This window comes from Streptomyces sp. RG80 (genome assembly GCF_040446465.1).
In the GTDB taxonomy this organism is placed as follows: Bacteria; Actinomycetota; Actinomycetes; order Streptomycetales; family Streptomycetaceae; genus Streptomyces.
In genome coordinates, this window is record NZ_JBEAAJ010000009.1 from 289,381 (window position 1) to 304,957 (window position 15,577).

Sequence of the window (15,577 nt, forward strand, 5' to 3'; positions counted from 1 at the left end):
GATCCGGTTGCAGGGTGGTGGGGGTCAGGTGAGCTGGCCCGTGAGTGCGAGCGAGTGCAGGAAGCGCATCAGGGTCATCAGGACGTCCCGGCTGGAGGCGCGGCGGCGCACGTCGCACTCCACGATGGGGATCGCCTCGCTCAGGTCGAGTGCGGCACGCAGGTCCGCGATGGGGTAACGGGGCCCGTCGGGGAAGGAGTTGACGGCGACGACGAAGGGCACGCCGCGCTCCTCCAGTCGCCCTATGACGTCGAAGCTGACTTCCAGCCGGCGGGTGTCGACCAGCACCACCGCGCCCAGCGCACCCTCGAACAGGCCGTTCCACAGGAACCAGAAGCGTTCCTGGCCGGGGGTGCCGAAGAGGTAGAGCACCAGTTGGTCGGTGATGCTGATGCGGCCGAAGTCCATCGCCACGGTGGTGGCGGTCTTGGTGTCGGAGCCGTAGTTGTCGTCGACCCCGATACCGGCCTGGGTCATGGTCTCCTCGGTGGTCAGCGGCCTGATCTCGCTGACGGCACCGACCATGGTCGTCTTGCCGACTCCGAAGCCGCCCACGATCACGATCTTCACCGCGGCCTGGGCCGTCTGCGGCAGTTGATCCTCGGAGCGTGGGCCGGGGATGGTGTCAGAGCCTTTGAAGTCCATGCATCACCGCTTCGAGGAGGGAACGGTCGGGGAGCGCCTGACGGACGATCGGGGCGCGCGCCTGCACCAGCTCGGCCGACATCATCTCGGTGAGCAGGACGGTCATCACACTGAACGGCAGGCTCAGATAGGCCGAGAGCTCGGCGACCGAGATCGGGGCCGCGCTGAGCCGGAGAATTGCCGTCTGCTCGGGTGTGGCGGAGGGCGGGGGGTCGGCGCGCGCCACGATTAACGCGACCAGGTCGAGGTCGGCCCGCTCCCCGTCCGGTCCGGCGACCACGTAGAGCCGCTCCGGGGGGCGTTTTCCGTTGCCCTCGCCGACGGGTTTCGGTTCGGGTTCTTCCGGTGCCTGACTGGGGTATCGCCGCCGGCGTTGCGGAGGAGTCATACGGTCTGGCCGTTGCGCCGGGGCGGACTGGTGAGATGGGCGCCGATTCTGACCACGAGGTCGCGCATGCGGTTGCTCATCAGGCCCGGTTCGGCGACCACGTCGGAGAGGACCGCGAGGTAGGCGTTGGGGCCGGCGGCCATCAGATAGAAGTAGCCGCCGTTGATCTCGATGAGGACCATCTTCATCCGGCCGTCGCTGCCCGGGATCTCGTGGGCGACGGCGTGGGCGAGGCTCTGGAGCCCCGCACAGGCCGCGGCGACGCGGTCGGCGGCGTCCGGGTCGCCGCCGTAGCGGGCGATGCGCAGGCCGTCGGCGGAGAGCACCACGATCATCTCGATGCCCGGTACCCCGTCGGCGAGATCCTTGAGCATCCAGTCGAAGTTGGCGCGCTGCTGGATCACTTGTGGTCCCTCTCGTCGTCGGCCTCGATGCGGGCCGGCTCGGTGGTCGGCTGGGTGAACGCGGTCGGGTCCGGGTCGCCCTTGAGTCCGTTCCAGAACGCCTCGACCCACAGGCCGGGTTCGGGTTCCTTCTCTTCCGGCTCGGGCTCGGGCGCGGGCGTCGACCAGATGGTCGGCCTGCCCTCCCGCTCGGCCTTGTCGATGGCGGCCTGTTCGGCGTATCGCTGGGCGAGCGGGGTCTTGACCCGACTACGGCGCTGCGGCAGCCCGCCCGCGGTCCACTCGGTGACCTCGGGGACGTCGTCCTCCATGGACATGGACAGGGGGATGCGCGGGCTGGTGGGGCGGCGCCTCTTCGGTGCGCGCTTGGGACCTTCGAGCGCACCTTCGGCCTTCGGCACCGCTGCGGCGCCGATACCGTGCGCGAGACCGGGGGCGGGCTCGCTGGTCATCATCTCGCGCGGCACCACGAGCACGGCGCGGACACCGCCGTACGCCGAGGAGCGCAGCGAGACCTGCATGTCGAACTGCGTGCACAGGCGGCCGACTACGGCCAGACCGAGGCGCGGGGACTCGCCGAGGTCCTGGAGGTCGACACCGGCCTTGGCGCGCTCCAGCATGCCTTCGGCCTTGGCGCGGGCCTCCTCGCTGAAGCTGACGCCTGCGTCCTCGATCTCGATGGCGACACCGGTCTGCACCTCGGACGCGGTCACATGGACCTTGGTCTGGGGCGGCGAGTAGCGGGTGGCGTTGTCGAGGAGTTCGGCGACGGCGTGGATGACCGGCTCGACGGAGATGCCGCGGATGTTGACCTGGGCGATGGAGTCCAGCTTGATGCGCCGGTACTCCAGGATGCGGGACATGCCACCGCGCAGCACGCTGTACAGCGGGACGGGGTCCGGCCACTGACGGCCGGGACGGCCGCCGCCGAGGACGGAGATGGAGTCGGCGAGCCGGCCGATCAGCGCGGTGCCGTGGTCGATGCGCAGGAGGTCGTCGAAGACCTCGGGGTTGCGGCCGTGGTCCTCCTCCATCTCCCGCAGTTCCTTGTTCTGCTGGTGGACGATCGCCTGGACGCGGCGGGCGATGCTGACGAAGGAGCGCTGCGCGGAGTCGCGCAGGATCTCCTCGGAGTCGATGATCTCGAGCATCGTCCGGATGATGACCAGCTGCGACTCGGGGAGGTCGCCGTAGGAGGGGTCGATGGCGCCGAGTTGGCGAATCACCTCCGCGGGGGAATTTCCGGATCGCAACCGGTAGATGGCGGCGGGGGCGATCTCGTGCGCGAGCCGGAGCATCCCCTCCTCGTGGGTGGCCACACGCCGTTCCAGATACGCACTGTGACGGGCGTGCTCGGCCCGCAGGTCACGCAGGGCCCGGCCGCGGCGCACCACTTCGGAGGCCACCGCGAGCACCAGGAGCGTGGCGACTGCGCCGCACCAGGCGACGGCCGTCCGGCCCGGCTCGGGAACCACGGCGGCTGCGGCTCCGGTGGCCGCGGCCATCACTATCGCGGGGAGCAACAGCACGCGCGCGTAGGGAAGTTCACGGCGTACGGGTGGGGATTGAACACTCACCATGTAAGGCCCTCGGAAACAAATCGGCTTGGATGCGCATACATAGGGAACAAGCGCACGAATACATCTCAACTCGGTGCGCTGCGGGCGAGCTTAGTCCGACCGGATCATCGCTGTGTCATATTCGGCAAGCACCTGAAATGGCCGCCGCGACAGGAGTACTCTCAGCTCCATTTACACGCAGGGGTTCCATTCGTACACGCTGCGTCACAGCGCATGGATGTACGAAAACCACTCACCGTGACGGGTGAAGGTCAGCTCGGAACAGCCCCTGAACGGCTCCGGATCAGATCCCGGCGATCCGCAGCGCCGCGTCCGCGGTGGCTTCCGCAAACGCCGACACCGGTCGGTCGGGGCCGGAGCGGCGCACCAGGATGACGCCCTCGATCAGCCCGAACACCAGGTCCGTACGCAGGTCGAGCTCGCTCTTGGCGAGCGTGCCGCCGGCGCGGGTGGCCGCGAGCAACTGCCGGTAGGCGTCCTTGAGTTCGGCGCGCACGGCATGGAAGCCGGCGAAGTGCTCTGTGCGCACCTCGGGCAGCAGGTAGAGGCCTCCGAGGTTGTGTGGGCCGCCGCACAGCAGCTCCACGTCCGCGCGGCACAGCTCCCACAACCGGCCCTCGGCCGGAGCCGTGTCGTCGGCGAGGAGTTCACGGGCGTAGCCGAGCGACGGGGCGACCGTGGACTCCAGGAGCCGGGCGAGCAGTTCCTCCTTGCCGGAGACGTAGTGGTACATGGAGGCCTGGCGCATGCCCGCGCGCTCGGCGACCGCCCGGGTGGTGGTGGCCGCGTAGCCGCGCGTGGTGAACAACTCGGCGGCGGCCGCCAGCAGTTCGTCGCGCGGCTCGAGGCCGCTGTCCGGCCGCTGCGCGGCGCGCGGCCTGCCGACCCGCCGTCCACCCGTCGTTCCCATACCTTCGATCCTCGCACAGCACCCCGTCCGGTGATCTTCAGGAGCGCCTGGTCAGGAGGGGTGAGAGGCCGGTAACCGGGCCGCAACACCGGGGCAACCCTCCCGACCCACCCCACTCCTAATTTCTGTCGCACGACAGAAATAGCACGCGTCGGAATTGGCACGCGACACCCACCGCACCGGAGCCGGAGGTCCCGCGATGGCGACAGAGACCACGTACGGAGCCCGCGATCACGCCCGCGCCCAGGAGGGCGCGAGGGTCGCGGCGATGCCCGTCGTCCCGGCGGCCGACTGGCCGGAGCCACCCGGCGACGCGGGGCGCATGGTCTGGGCCGAGACCGTGGCGGGCGGCAACTACACGCACCAGGTGCTGGCCCGCGGCACCGAGCTGCGCCTGACCGACCTGCACGGCGACGCCTGCGCGCATCTGCTGCTGTACGCCGCGGACCGGCCCTGGGAGCGGCTGAACGTGGCCGACACGGTCAAGGTGCAGTGGAACGCCTACCTGGGTAAGGGCGTGCTGCTCCTGTCCGACCAGGGCCGGGTCCTCGCCTCGCTGGTCGCCGACACCTCCGGCCGCCACGACGCGCTGTGCGGCACCTCCACGCTCGTACGCAACACCGAGCGGTACGGCGACGGCACCCCGCAGTCGGACTCCCCCGCCGGACGGGAGCTGTTCAAGCTGGCGGCCGCGAAGAACGGCCTGGAGCCGCGCGACCTGCCGCCCTCGCTCTCCTTCTTCCAGGGCGTGCGCGTCCTCGAGGACGGCGCCCTCGACTTCACCGGCTCGGCCGGGCCCGGCGCCGCCGTCACCCTGCGCGCCGAGCAGGACGTCACCGTACTGATCGCCAACGTGCCGCATCCGGCCGACCCGCGCCCCGACTACGTCAGCACCCCGCTGGAGGTCCTGGCCTGGCGTGGGTCGCCGACCGCGCCCGGCGACCCGCTGTGGGACGCCACCCCCGAGGGCCGCCGCGCCTTCCTCAACACCGCCGAACTCCTTGCCGCGAGGGGGCTCGCATGAGCACGACCGTCGTTCCCGCCCGTGCCGCCTGGTCGTCCGTCGTCCGCGCCGGCCAGACGCTGACCCTGACCGACCTGCACGGCAACCAGGCCGTCGACTTCCTCGTCTACGACGCCCACGACACCTCCGTCCGCTACAGCGCGCCCGACACCATCCACGCCCAGGGCAACCTCTTCCTGACCACGGGCAGTGTGCTGATGTCGAACGAGCACACCCCGCTGATGACCGTGCTCGACGACGAGGTGGGCCGCCACGACACGGTCGGCGGCGCCTGCTCCAAGGAGTCCAACACCCTGCGCTACGGCCACCACACCTGGTCGCAGCACGCCTGCGTGGACAACTTCCTGGCGGAGGGCGCGCGGCACGGTCTGGGCAAGCGCGACCTGGTCTCCAACATCAACTGGTACATGAACGTCCCGGTCGAGAAGGACGGCACCCTCGGCATCGTCGACGGCATCTCGGCCCCCGGCCTGAAGCTGACCCTGCGCGCCGAGTGCGATGTCCTGGTCCTCGTCTCCAACTGCCCCCAGATCAACAACCCCTGCAACGGCTTCGATCCGACGGCGGTGGAGATGACGATCACCGGGGCGGGCGCATGACCTTCGACACGCTGCTCGTCGCCAACCGGGGCGAGATCGCGGTACGGATCATCCGCACGGCACGCGAACTGGGCCTGCGCACGGTCGCCGTGTACTCCGACCCGGACCGCTCGGCACCCCATGTGCGGCTCGCGGACGAGGCGGTACGGCTGGGTCCGGCGCCCGCGAAGGAGTCGTACCTGGACGCCGATCTGGTGCTGAAGGCGGCCAAGGACACGGGGGCGGGGGCCATTCACCCCGGGTACGGCTTCCTGTCGGAGGACGCGTCCTTCGCGCGGCGCTGCGAGGAGGCCGACATCGTGTTCGTGGGCCCGACGCCGGAGCAGCTGGAGCTGTTCGGCGCCAAGCACACGGCGCGCGCCGCCGCCGAGGCGGCGGGGGTGCCACTGGCCCCGGGGACGGCGTTGCTCGCGTCGGTGACGGACGCGCTGGCGGCCGCCCGGGCGATCGGCTACCCCGTGATGCTCAAGGCCACCGGCGGTGGCGGCGGTATCGGCATGTCGGCATGTCGTTCCGACGACGAACTGACGGACGCCTGGGAGCGCGTGCAGCGCGTCGCCGCCGCCTCCTTCTCCTCCGCGGGGGTCTTCCTGGAGCGGCTCGTCGAGCACGCCCGCCATGTCGAGGTGCAGGTCTTCGGCGACGGTCGGGGCGGGGTCGTCACGTTCGGCGACCGCGACTGCTCGCTCCAGCGCCGCCACCAGAAGGTGCTGGAGGAGGCCCCGGCACCGGGCCTGCCCGAGCATGTGCGGTCCCGACTCACCGCGAGCGCCCGGGACTTGTGCGCCTCGGTCGGCTACCGCTCCGCCGGAACCGTCGAGTTCGTCTACGACGCCGCCCGCGAGGAGGCGTACTTCCTGGAGGTCAACACCCGCCTCCAGGTGGAACATCCGGTCACCGAGGAGATCTACGGCGTCGACCTGGTCGCCTGGATGCTGCGGCTGGCCCTCGGCGAGCCGGACGTCGTGCGCGAGCCCGGCGCCCCCCGCGGTCACGCCGTCGAGGCCCGTATCTACGCCGAGGACCCCTCGCGCGAACACCGGCCCAGCGCGGGCCTGTTGACCCGGGTGGAGTATCCGACGGGGGTGCGGGTCGACGGCTGGGTGGAGACCGGTACCGAGGTGACGACGGCGTACGACCCGATGCTCGCGAAGATCGTCGCGTACGGCTCGGACCGGGCGCACGCGCTGCGCAGGCTCGACGAGGCGCTGGCCCGCACCCGTGTGGACGGGGTCGAGACGAACCTGGGACTGCTCAGGGCGGCGCTCGCGAACCCGCGTTTCGCGGCGGCGACCCACTCGACGGGCACCCTGGCCGAGGTCCACGACCCGACCCCCCGTATCGAGGTCGTCGCCGGCGGCACCCTCACCACCGTGCAGGACTGGCCGGGCCGCACCGGCTACTGGCAGGTCGGCGTGCCCCCGTCCGGGCCGATGGACGACCTGTCCTTCCGGATCGGCAACCGTGCCCTCGGCAACCACGAGGGCGCTCCGGGGCTCGAATGCACCCTCCAGGGCCCGTCGTTGAGGTTCAGCCACACCACCACGGTGTGTGTGACGGGAGCGCCCGCGCCGGTCAGCGTCGACGGCGCCCCGGTCGCCCAGTGGGAGCCGGTGACCGTCCCCGCGGGTGCCTTGCTCGCCGTGGGAGCACCCGCGGAGCACGGTCTGCGGACCTACGTCCTGTTCGCCGGCGGCCTCGACGTCCCCGCCTTCCTCGGCAGCGCCAGCACCTTCACCCTGGGCCGGTTCGGCGGGCACGGCGGACGGGCGCTGCGGACCGGGGACGTGCTGCACGGCGGGGGCGAGGCCGAGGGCACGCCGGTCGCGGACCGGCCCGCCTTCACCGCGACCTGGCACATCGGCGCCGTCGAAGGCCCGCACGCGGCCCCGGAGTTCTTCACCGAGGACGACATCCGCGACTTCTACGCCGCCGACTGGAAGGTCCACTTCAACTCGGCCCGCACCGGGGTCCGCCTGGTCGGCCCCAAGCCGCGCTGGGCGCGCACCGACGGCGGAGCGGCGGGGCTGCACCCCTCCAACATCCACGACACCCCCTACTCCGTCGGCGCCGTCGACTACACGGGCGACATGCCGGTGCTGCTGGGCCCGGACGGCCCCTCGCTCGGCGGGTTCGTGTGCCCGGCGACCGTGCTCAGCGCCGAGCGCTGGAAGCTGGGCCAGCTGCGGCCGGGCGACACGGTGCGCTTCGTTCCGGTGGACACGTCCGGCGAGCCGCGCCCGGCCCTCGTGGACGGCGGCATCCTGGCCCGGGACGGCGACGTGACGTACCGCCGCAGCGGCGACGACAACCTGCTGGTCGAGTTCGGCCCCATGCAGCTGGACCTCGCGCTGCGGATGCGCGTCCACGCGCTGATGGAGGCGGTGGCCGAATCCTGTCTGGACGGGGTCACCGACCTCACCCCCGGCATCCGCTCCCTACAGATCCAGACGGACCCACGACGGCTGCCCCAGTCCGAACTCCTGGCCTCGGTCCGCGAGATGGTCGAGGCACTCCCCCCGACCGACGAACTGGTCGTCCCCTCCCGCACGGTCCACCTCCCCCTGTCCTGGGACGACCCGGCGACCCGCGAGGCGATCGCCCGCTACATGGCGGGCGTGCGGGACGACGCCCCCTGGTGCCCCTGGAACATCGAGTTCATCCGCCGCGTCAACGGCCTGGAGTCGGTGCACGACGTCCACCGCACGGTCTTCGACGCCGAGTACCTCGTCCTGGGCCTCGGCGACGTCTACCTGGGCGCCCCCGTGGCCACCCCCCTCGACCCACGGCACCGCCTGGTCACCACCAAGTACAACCCGGCCCGCACCTGGACCGCGGAGAACTCCGTCGGCATCGGCGGCGCCTATCTCTGCGTCTACGGCATGGAGGGACCGGGCGGCTACCAGTTCGTGGGGCGTACGACCCAGGTCTGGTCGGGATGGCAGCAACGCGGCGCGTTCGAGCCGGGGTCGCCGTGGCTGCTGCGGTTCTTCGACCGGATCAAGTGGTATCCGGTCGACGCCGACGAACTTCTGGAGCTACGGGCCGACATCACGTCCGGACGGTTCGTGCCGCGCATCGAGGAGGGGACCTTCTCGCTCGCCGAGTACGGGGCGTTCCTCGACGAGAACGCCGAGTCCATACGGGAGTTCGAGGCCCGGCAGCAGGCCGCCTTCGCCGCCGAGCGGGACGCCTGGGAGGAGGCGGGCGAGTTCGCGCGGGCCGAGACCGTCACGGCACCGGCCGCCACGCCCGCCGAGGTGACGGTCCCGGCGGGCGGCCGGCTGATCGAGGCCGAGTTCGCCGCGTCCGTATGGCAGTTGAACGTGTCGCCGGGCGACGAGGTCACGGCCGGACAGCCGCTCCTCGCGCTGGAGGCGATGAAGATGGAGTCCAGGGTGCACGCGCCGGTCGACGGCGTGGTGGCGGAGATCCTGGCCAGACCGGGCGACCAGGTGGAGGCGGGGACGGCACTGGTCGTCCTGGCCCCGGCCCCGAGGAGTTAGAGATGTCCGCTGTACAGCGTGTCCGTGCCGCCTACGAGCGCGTCGAGGCCGTGGATCGTCCCGAGATCTGGATCGATCTGCGTCCGCGGGCCGAGGTCGAGGCCGAGGCACGGGCCCTGGACGAGCGCGTCACCGCCGGCGAGCGACTCCCCCTCGCCGGGCGCCTGCTGGCCGTCAAGGGCAACATCGACGTCGCGGGCCTGCCGACGACCGCGGGCTGTCCGGCGTACGCCTACCGGCCCGAGGCCGACGCACCGGCTGTGGCGGGTCTGCGCGCGGCGGGCGCGATCGTGCTGGGCACCACGAACCTGGACCAGTTCGCGACCGGCCTGGTCGGCACGCGCTCACCGCACGGCGCGGTACGCAACGCCCACGACCCGGCGTACATCAGCGGCGGCTCCAGTTCCGGCTCGGCCGTCGCGGTGGCCCTCGGCATCGTGGACCTCGCCCTGGGCACCGACACCGCGGGCTCGGGGCGGGTCCCGGCCGCCTTCAACGGCGTCGTCGGCCTCAAGCCCACCCGCGGTCTGGTCCCGACGGCCGGTGTCGTCCCGGCCTGCGCCTCCCTCGACTGCGTGACGGTCTTCGCCCGCACCCTCCCGGAGGCCGAGCAGGCCCTCTCCCACATGGCGACGGGCACCCGGCCCGCCCTTCCGGGCCGCCCCCAGGGCCCCTGGCGGATCGCGGTCCCGCCACTGGAACAACTCGGGGAGCTGGACGAAGGCTGGGCGCAGGCGTACGAGGCGGCGGTGGCACAACTGAGAGCCTCGGGCGCACGGGTACGGGAGATCGACCTCACCCCCTTCACCGAAGCCGCCGCGATGCTCTACGAGGGCGCGTTCGTGGCCGAGCGCTACACCGCAGTGGGCAGCTTTGTCGACAAGGCGATCGCGGACGGTGTGGAGACCCTGGACCCCACCGTCGCCGGCATCATCACCCGCGCCCGCGACATCCCGGCCCACCGGCTCTACGCCGACCAGGACCGCCTGGCCGCCCTGCGCACCCGCGCCGAGGCCGAACTCGCCGACGCGGACGCCCTGCTGCTCCCCACCACACCGGGCCACCCCACCCTCACCGAGGTCGCCGCCGACCCCCTCGGCGCCAACGCCCGCCTGGGCCGCTTCACCAACTCCACGAACCTCTTCGACCAGGCGGCGGTCGCAGTCCCGGCGGGCGAGGTCAACGGCCTGCCGTTCGGCGTGATGCTGATCGGCCCGGCCCACACGGACGAACGCCTGACCAGGATCGCCGGACTGCTCCAGCCGGAGACAAGGGTGGCGGTGGTCGGCGCCCACCTGACGGGCCAGCCCCTGAACCCCCAACTCCTGGCACTGGGCGCCCGCTTGGACCGCACGACGACCACGGCCCCGGCATACCGCCTGCACGCCCTGCGAACGAACCCCCCGAAGCCGGGCCTGGTCCACGTCGGCGAGGGAGGCGCAGCGATCGAGACGGAGGTCTGGCGACTACCGGCTGAGGCCCTGGGCCGCCTGCTGACCGCGCTCCCCCGGCCGATGACGCTGGGCAGCATCGAACTGGCAGACGGATCCCAAGTCCCAGGCTTCCTCTGCGAACCAGATGCCCTGACAGATGCCGAAGACATCACCTCATACGGAGGCTGGCGGCCCTATGTGAACGCCGAGTAGGGGAAGCAACCTAGGGGCGCGGGCCTGCATCGATGTGCGGCTCCGCCGCGTGAGCGCGACAAGCCACAACGCACCCGCACCCGCGCCCCAACAGGTCACCCCACCGACGAATAGGCCACAACCCCCCGCAGCAACAGATCAACCGCCTTACGCGCGTTCTTCGCGACCGTAGACCCCTGCCCACCAGAGACAGGCGCCGCCGCCGAGATCTGCCCCAGCACATCGATCACCTGCTTGCACCACCGTACGAAGTCCCCCGCCGGCATCTCCGCCTCGCGCAGCACCTCGTCGAGCCCCTTGTCGGAGGCCCACATGTACGCGGCCCAGGCGAACCCGAGATCCGGCTCCCGCTGTCCCACACCCTCGGTCTGGTTGATCCGGAAGTCCTCCTCGAGCGCATCCAGCCGCCCCCAGATCCGGACCATCTCCCCGAGCGCGGCCTTCGCCTTGCCCGAGGGCAGCTTGGGCGCCATCGCGTCGTCGCCGACCCGCGCCTCGTAGACCAACGCGGAGACACAGGCAGCCAGTTCGGCGGGGGAAAGCCCCTCCCAGACCCCGGCCCGCAGGCATTCGCTCGCCAGCAGGTCGAGCTCGCCGTACAGCCGCGCGAGCCGCTTGCCGTGCTCGGTGACCTCGTCGCCGCGCAGGTAGTCCAGCTCGGTGAGCAGCGCGACGATCCGGTCGAAGGTCCGCGCGATGGTGTTGGTGCGGCCCTCGATGCGCCGCTCCAGCTGCGAGGTGTCCCGCAGCAGCCGGTGGTAGCGCTCGGCCCAGCGCGCGTGGTCCTCGCGCTCGTCGCACCCATGGCACGGATGGGCCCGAAGAGCCGTCCGCAAGCGGGCGATCTCACGGTCGTCCGCGGCCTGCGAGCGCTTCTTGCGGGCCCGCTCCGGCGGGATGTGCCCGGCCTTGGTGCGCAACGCGGAGGCGAGGTCCCGACGGGACTGCGGGGAGCGCGGGTTGAAGGACTTGGGGATCCGCATTCGTTCCAGCGGCTCGACGGGCACCGGGAAGTCCATCGACGCGAGCCGCTTGACCTGCCGCTCGGCGGTCAGCACCAGCGGTCGTGGCCCGTCGTGGTGCTCGAAGCCGCGGTGGCCGTTGGACCGCCCGGCAGGCAGCCCCGGATCCAGTACCAGTGCCAGACCGGCGTACTTGCCCGTCGGCACGTGGATGACGTCACCCGGCTTGAGCTTCTCCAGCGCGACGGCCGCTTCGGCCCGCCGCTCGGTGGCGCCCTGCCGGGCCAGCTCGGTCTCCCGGTCCTTGAGGTCCCGCCGCAGCCGCGCGTACTCCTCGAAGTCGCCGAGGTGGCAGGTCATGGACTCCTTGTAGCCCTCGAGCCCTTCCTCGTTGCGCTGCACCTGCCGCGAGATCCCGACGACCGACTTGTCGGCCTGGAACTGCGCGAAGGACGTCTCCAACAGCTCGCGTGAGCGATGCCGCCCGAACTGCTCGACGAGGTTGACCGCCATGTTGTACGACGGCTTGAAGCTGGACCGCAGCGGATACGTGCGCGTACCGGCCAACCCGGCCAGATGCTCGGGACTGCTCCCCCGCTGCCACAGCACCACGGCATGGCCCTCGACGTCGATACCCCGACGCCCGGCCCGGCCCGTCAACTGCGTGTACTCGCCCGGGGTGATGTCGGCGTGCTGCTCGCCGTTCCACTTGACGAGCTTCTCCAACACCACCGACCGGGCGGGCATGTTGATACCCAGGGCGAGCGTCTCGGTCGCGAACACGGCCTTCACCAGGCCGCGCACGAACAGCTCCTCGACGACCTCCTTGAACGTCGGCAGCATGCCCGCGTGGTGGGCCGCGATACCGCGCTCCAGGCCCTCCAGCCACTCGTAGTACCCCAGGACGTGCAGGTCCTCGGTGGGGATGGAGGCGGTGCGCTCCTCGACGAGGGCCCGCACCTTGGCCCGCGCCTCGTCGTCGTTGAGCCGCAGACCGGCGTACAGACACTGCTGTACGGCGGCCTCGCAGGCGGCGCGGCTGAAGATGAAGGTGATGGCGGGCAGCAGCCCCTCGGCGTCGAGGCGCTCGATGACCTCGGGCCGGCTCGGCGTCCACACCCGCGACCGCTGCCGGCGCTCCCGCTCCCGGTCGGCCTCGCGCATCGCGCGACCGCGTCTGCGGTCCTGGTACGAGGGCCGCTGGGCCTCCATCCGGGCCAGCCGCGTGAGGTCGGGGTTGACGGCCTTCTTGTTGCCCTCGCCCTCCTCGAACAGGTCGTACATCCGCCGCCCGGCGAGCACGTGCTGGAACAGCGGCACGGGCCGGTGCTCGGAGACGATCACGTCGGTGTCGCCGCGGACGGTGTCGAGCCAGTCGCCGAACTCCTCGGCGTTGGACACGGTCGCGGAGAGGGAGACCAGGGTGACCGACTCCGGGAGGTGGATGATCACCTCTTCCCAGACGGCACCCCGGAAGCGGTCGGAGAGGTAGTGCACCTCGTCCATGACCACGTATCCGAGGCCGAGCAGGGTCTGCGAGCCCGCGTACAGCATGTTCCGCAGCACCTCGGTGGTCATTACGACCACCGGCGCCTCGGAGTTGACGCTGTTGTCGCCGGTGAGCAGACCGACCTTGTCCGCGCCGTAACGACGCGACAGGTCGGCGTACTTCTGGTTCGACAGCGCCTTGATGGGTGTCGTGTAGAAGCACTTCTTGCCCTGCTGGAGGGCGAGGTGGACGGCGAACTCGCCCACGATCGTCTTGCCCGAGCCGGTGGGGGCGGCCACCAGCACGCCCTTCCCGGACTCGAGCGCCTGACAGGCCTCGATCTGGAAGGGGTCGAGGCCGAAGTCGTACATCTCGCGGAAGTCGGCGAGCGCGGTGGCCTGCTCGGCAGCGCGCCTGCGCGCGGCAGCGTACCGCTCGGCCGGTGAGAGATCGTCTGTCATCGTGCTTTCGAGCGTACCGGGCCCCACTGACAACAGGACGATCATTATCCGGATCCCGACTTGTCAAACCCCGGGTCCGTGCACTTCAGAGCCCCAGGACGCGGATCGCCCCCGGTACACAACGCGCGGTCAGCGGCAGCGGCCCGAGCTGCTCCCCGTCGGCGTACCCGGTGATCCCCCAAGCGCTGATCTCGACCTTCGCCGCCCGGTGCACGGTGACCTTGGCGTGGTCGACGTGGGTGCCCCGGTAGACGCTCGGGAACACCCTGAGCAACGTGGCCCGGCTGCAGTCGCCGACCACGGTGATGTCGAACAGCCCGTCGGTGAGGTCGGCGCCGGGACAGATCCGCATGCCGCCGCCGTACGACGATCCGTTGCCGACCGCGACGAGGGTCGCCTCGATCTCCCGGACCTCGCCGTCGTCGAGCCTGATGCGGTACGGGAAGGGCTTGAAGGCGGCGAGTTCGGCGATCATCGCCAGGTCGTACTTGAAGCGTCCGGTGGGCCATCTCATGCGGTTGCCGCGGTCGTTGACGCGGGAGTCGAAGCCGGAGGCGAGGACGGTGCCGAACCAGCGGTCGCCCGCCTGCCCGAGGTCGATGTCGCGCGGGGTGCCGTCCTTGAGGGACTCGGCGATACGGCGGCCCGCGGCGGCCGGGTCGCGCACCGGCAGGCCCAGGGCGCGGGCGAGGTCGTTGCCGGTGCCGGCGGCGACCAGGCCGAGCGGGGTGCGGGTGCCGGCGACGGCCTGGAGGGCCAGGTGCGCCATGCCGTCGCCGCCGACGGCGACCAGGGCGCCGGTGCCGTCCGCGACGGCGGCCCGCGCGCGCGTGAGGGCGTCCTCGGCGTTCTCGCCGAGGACCGTGCGCACGGAGAAACCGGCCGCCCGCAACGCGGAAGCGGCCGGCTGCGCCGCGTGGGCGCCCCGGCCGCGACCCGCGGTGGGGTTGACGAAGAGGGTGATCTCGCTGGTCACGTCACTGACCCTACGAGTCGCTTCCCGATCTTCAGGTCACGTCGTCATAACCGTTGACCCGGTCCGTCGACGACTGCTCGGGCAGCGCCCGGGAGGCGGAGACGGTCTCGACCTCGCCGATGTCCTCGGGGGTGAGGTCCAGGTCGGAGGCCTCGTCGTCGTCAGGGCCCTCGGCGTCCTTACGGCGCCGGCGCCTGTCGTTGACCAGGGAGAAGAGCGTCGCGACGAAGTACAGCACCCAGATGGGGCCGGCCAGCGCGAGCATGCTCAGCGGGTCCGTGCTCGGCGTCGCCACGGCGGCGAACACCGTGATGCCCATGATCATCCCGCGCCACCAGCCGAGCATCCGCTTACCGGTGATCATCCCGGTGAGGTTCAGCATGACCAGCAGCAACGGCAGCTCGAAGGAGAGGCCGAAGACGATCACCATGCGCGTGACGAGCTGGAGCAGATCGTCGAGGGGCAGCAGGTTGTCGATGCTGCCGCTCGGTGTGAAGTCGATCAGCACCTTGGCGGTGGTGGGGAGCACCGAGTACGCGAAGTAGGCACCGCCCATGAACAGCGGGGCGCCGGTGAAGACGAAGGCGTAGGCGTACTTCTTCTCGTGCCGGTGCAGGCCCGGGGCGACGAACGCCCAGAGCTGGTAGAGCCAGATCGGCGAGGCCAGCACGATGCCGGCGGTCAGCGAGACCTGCAGAGCCAGTGTGAAGGGCGCGAGCAGACCGTTGATCGTGATCCGGGCGCACTTGTCAGTGGTCTCGGACGACTTGGCGAGTTCCGCGAAGCTCTTGTCGCAGCCGATCGAATCCAGGATCGGCTTCGTCAAGAAGTTGATGATGTCGTTGTAGAAGAAGGCCGCGACGACCGTCACGATGACGATGGCCAGCAGCGCCTTGGCGAGCCGGTTGCGGAGCTCACGAAGGTGATCCGCAAGGGGCATCCGCCCCTCGGGATCCTTCTCCTCATTGCGGGCAGACTTCAGCAACC

12 protein-coding genes are annotated in these 15,577 nt (G+C 71.0%); 4 read left to right on the plus strand and 8 right to left on the minus strand.

Features of this window, described 5'->3' with window-relative positions:
• Positions 1-24 precede the first annotated feature (24 nt).
• The 5 genes from ABKA17_RS31080 to ABKA17_RS31100 all read right to left on the minus strand — a co-directional run bounded on the left by ABKA17_RS31080 (position 25) and on the right by ABKA17_RS31100 (position 3,927).
• Entirely contained in the window at positions 25-645 is a 621-nt protein-coding gene (locus ABKA17_RS31080) for a GTP-binding protein (protein WP_353695612.1), read from the minus strand.
• A complete protein-coding gene (locus tag ABKA17_RS31085; protein ID WP_353695613.1) occupies positions 626-1,033 on the minus strand; it encodes a DUF742 domain-containing protein in 408 nt (135 codons plus the stop codon). The genes ABKA17_RS31080 and ABKA17_RS31085 overlap by 20 nt, the downstream gene beginning before the upstream one ends.
• On the minus strand, positions 1,030-1,437 hold the full coding sequence (locus tag ABKA17_RS31090) for a roadblock/LC7 domain-containing protein (protein ID WP_353695614.1): 408 nt from the start codon (positions 1,435-1,437) through the stop codon (positions 1,030-1,032). Before ABKA17_RS31090 ends, ABKA17_RS31085 begins: the two co-directional genes overlap by 4 nt.
• Complete coding sequence (locus tag ABKA17_RS31095; protein ID WP_353695615.1) at positions 1,434-3,017, minus strand: sensor histidine kinase; 1,584 nt, start codon at positions 3,015-3,017, stop codon at positions 1,434-1,436. The genes ABKA17_RS31090 and ABKA17_RS31095 overlap by 4 nt, the downstream gene beginning before the upstream one ends.
• A gap of 283 nt (positions 3,018-3,300) precedes the next feature.
• Positions 3,301-3,927 carry a TetR/AcrR family transcriptional regulator gene (locus tag ABKA17_RS31100; RefSeq protein WP_353695616.1) on the minus strand — a complete coding sequence of 209 codons (627 nt, stop codon included), beginning with the start codon at positions 3,925-3,927 and terminating at the stop codon, positions 3,301-3,303.
• A gap of 199 nt (positions 3,928-4,126) precedes the next feature.
• On the opposite strand from ABKA17_RS31100, the gene ABKA17_RS31105 reads away from it, so the two are divergent.
• From ABKA17_RS31105 to atzF, 4 genes are read left to right on the plus strand one after another with little or no spacing between them, the layout of a single operon-like run.
• The gene (locus tag ABKA17_RS31105) at positions 4,127-4,951 is read left to right on the plus strand and encodes an urea amidolyase associated protein UAAP1 (RefSeq protein ID WP_353695617.1); all 825 of its coding nucleotides are present in this window, start codon (positions 4,127-4,129) and stop codon (positions 4,949-4,951) included.
• Complete coding sequence (locus ABKA17_RS31110) at positions 4,948-5,550, plus strand: urea amidolyase associated protein UAAP2 (protein WP_353695618.1); 603 nt, start codon at positions 4,948-4,950, stop codon at positions 5,548-5,550. The genes ABKA17_RS31105 and ABKA17_RS31110 overlap by 4 nt, the downstream gene beginning before the upstream one ends.
• On the plus strand, positions 5,547-9,056 hold the full coding sequence (locus tag ABKA17_RS31115; RefSeq protein WP_353695619.1) for a 5-oxoprolinase/urea amidolyase family protein: 3,510 nt from the start codon (positions 5,547-5,549) through the stop codon (positions 9,054-9,056). The genes ABKA17_RS31110 and ABKA17_RS31115 overlap by 4 nt, the downstream gene beginning before the upstream one ends.
• A gap of 2 nt (positions 9,057-9,058) precedes the next feature.
• Positions 9,059-10,702: an allophanate hydrolase gene (gene atzF, locus ABKA17_RS31120; protein WP_353695620.1), complete on the plus strand. Its 1,644-nt coding sequence runs from the start codon at positions 9,059-9,061 to the stop codon at positions 10,700-10,702.
• A gap of 95 nt (positions 10,703-10,797) precedes the next feature.
• On the opposite strand, the gene ABKA17_RS31125 is transcribed toward atzF, so the two are convergent.
• The 3 genes from ABKA17_RS31125 to tatC are packed head-to-tail and all read right to left on the minus strand — an operon-like array spanning position 10,798 to position 15,575.
• Complete coding sequence (locus ABKA17_RS31125) at positions 10,798-13,659, minus strand: DEAD/DEAH box helicase (RefSeq protein WP_353695621.1); 2,862 nt, start codon at positions 13,657-13,659, stop codon at positions 10,798-10,800.
• Between the two features lie 40 nt (positions 13,660-13,699).
• On the minus strand, positions 13,700-14,590 hold the full coding sequence (locus ABKA17_RS31130) for a diacylglycerol kinase (RefSeq protein WP_353695622.1): 891 nt from the start codon (positions 14,588-14,590) through the stop codon (positions 13,700-13,702).
• 31 nt (positions 14,591-14,621) lie between these two features.
• Complete coding sequence (gene tatC, locus ABKA17_RS31135; RefSeq protein WP_353695623.1) at positions 14,622-15,575, minus strand: twin-arginine translocase subunit TatC; 954 nt, start codon at positions 15,573-15,575, stop codon at positions 14,622-14,624.
• Positions 15,576-15,577: the final 2 nt, after the last annotated feature.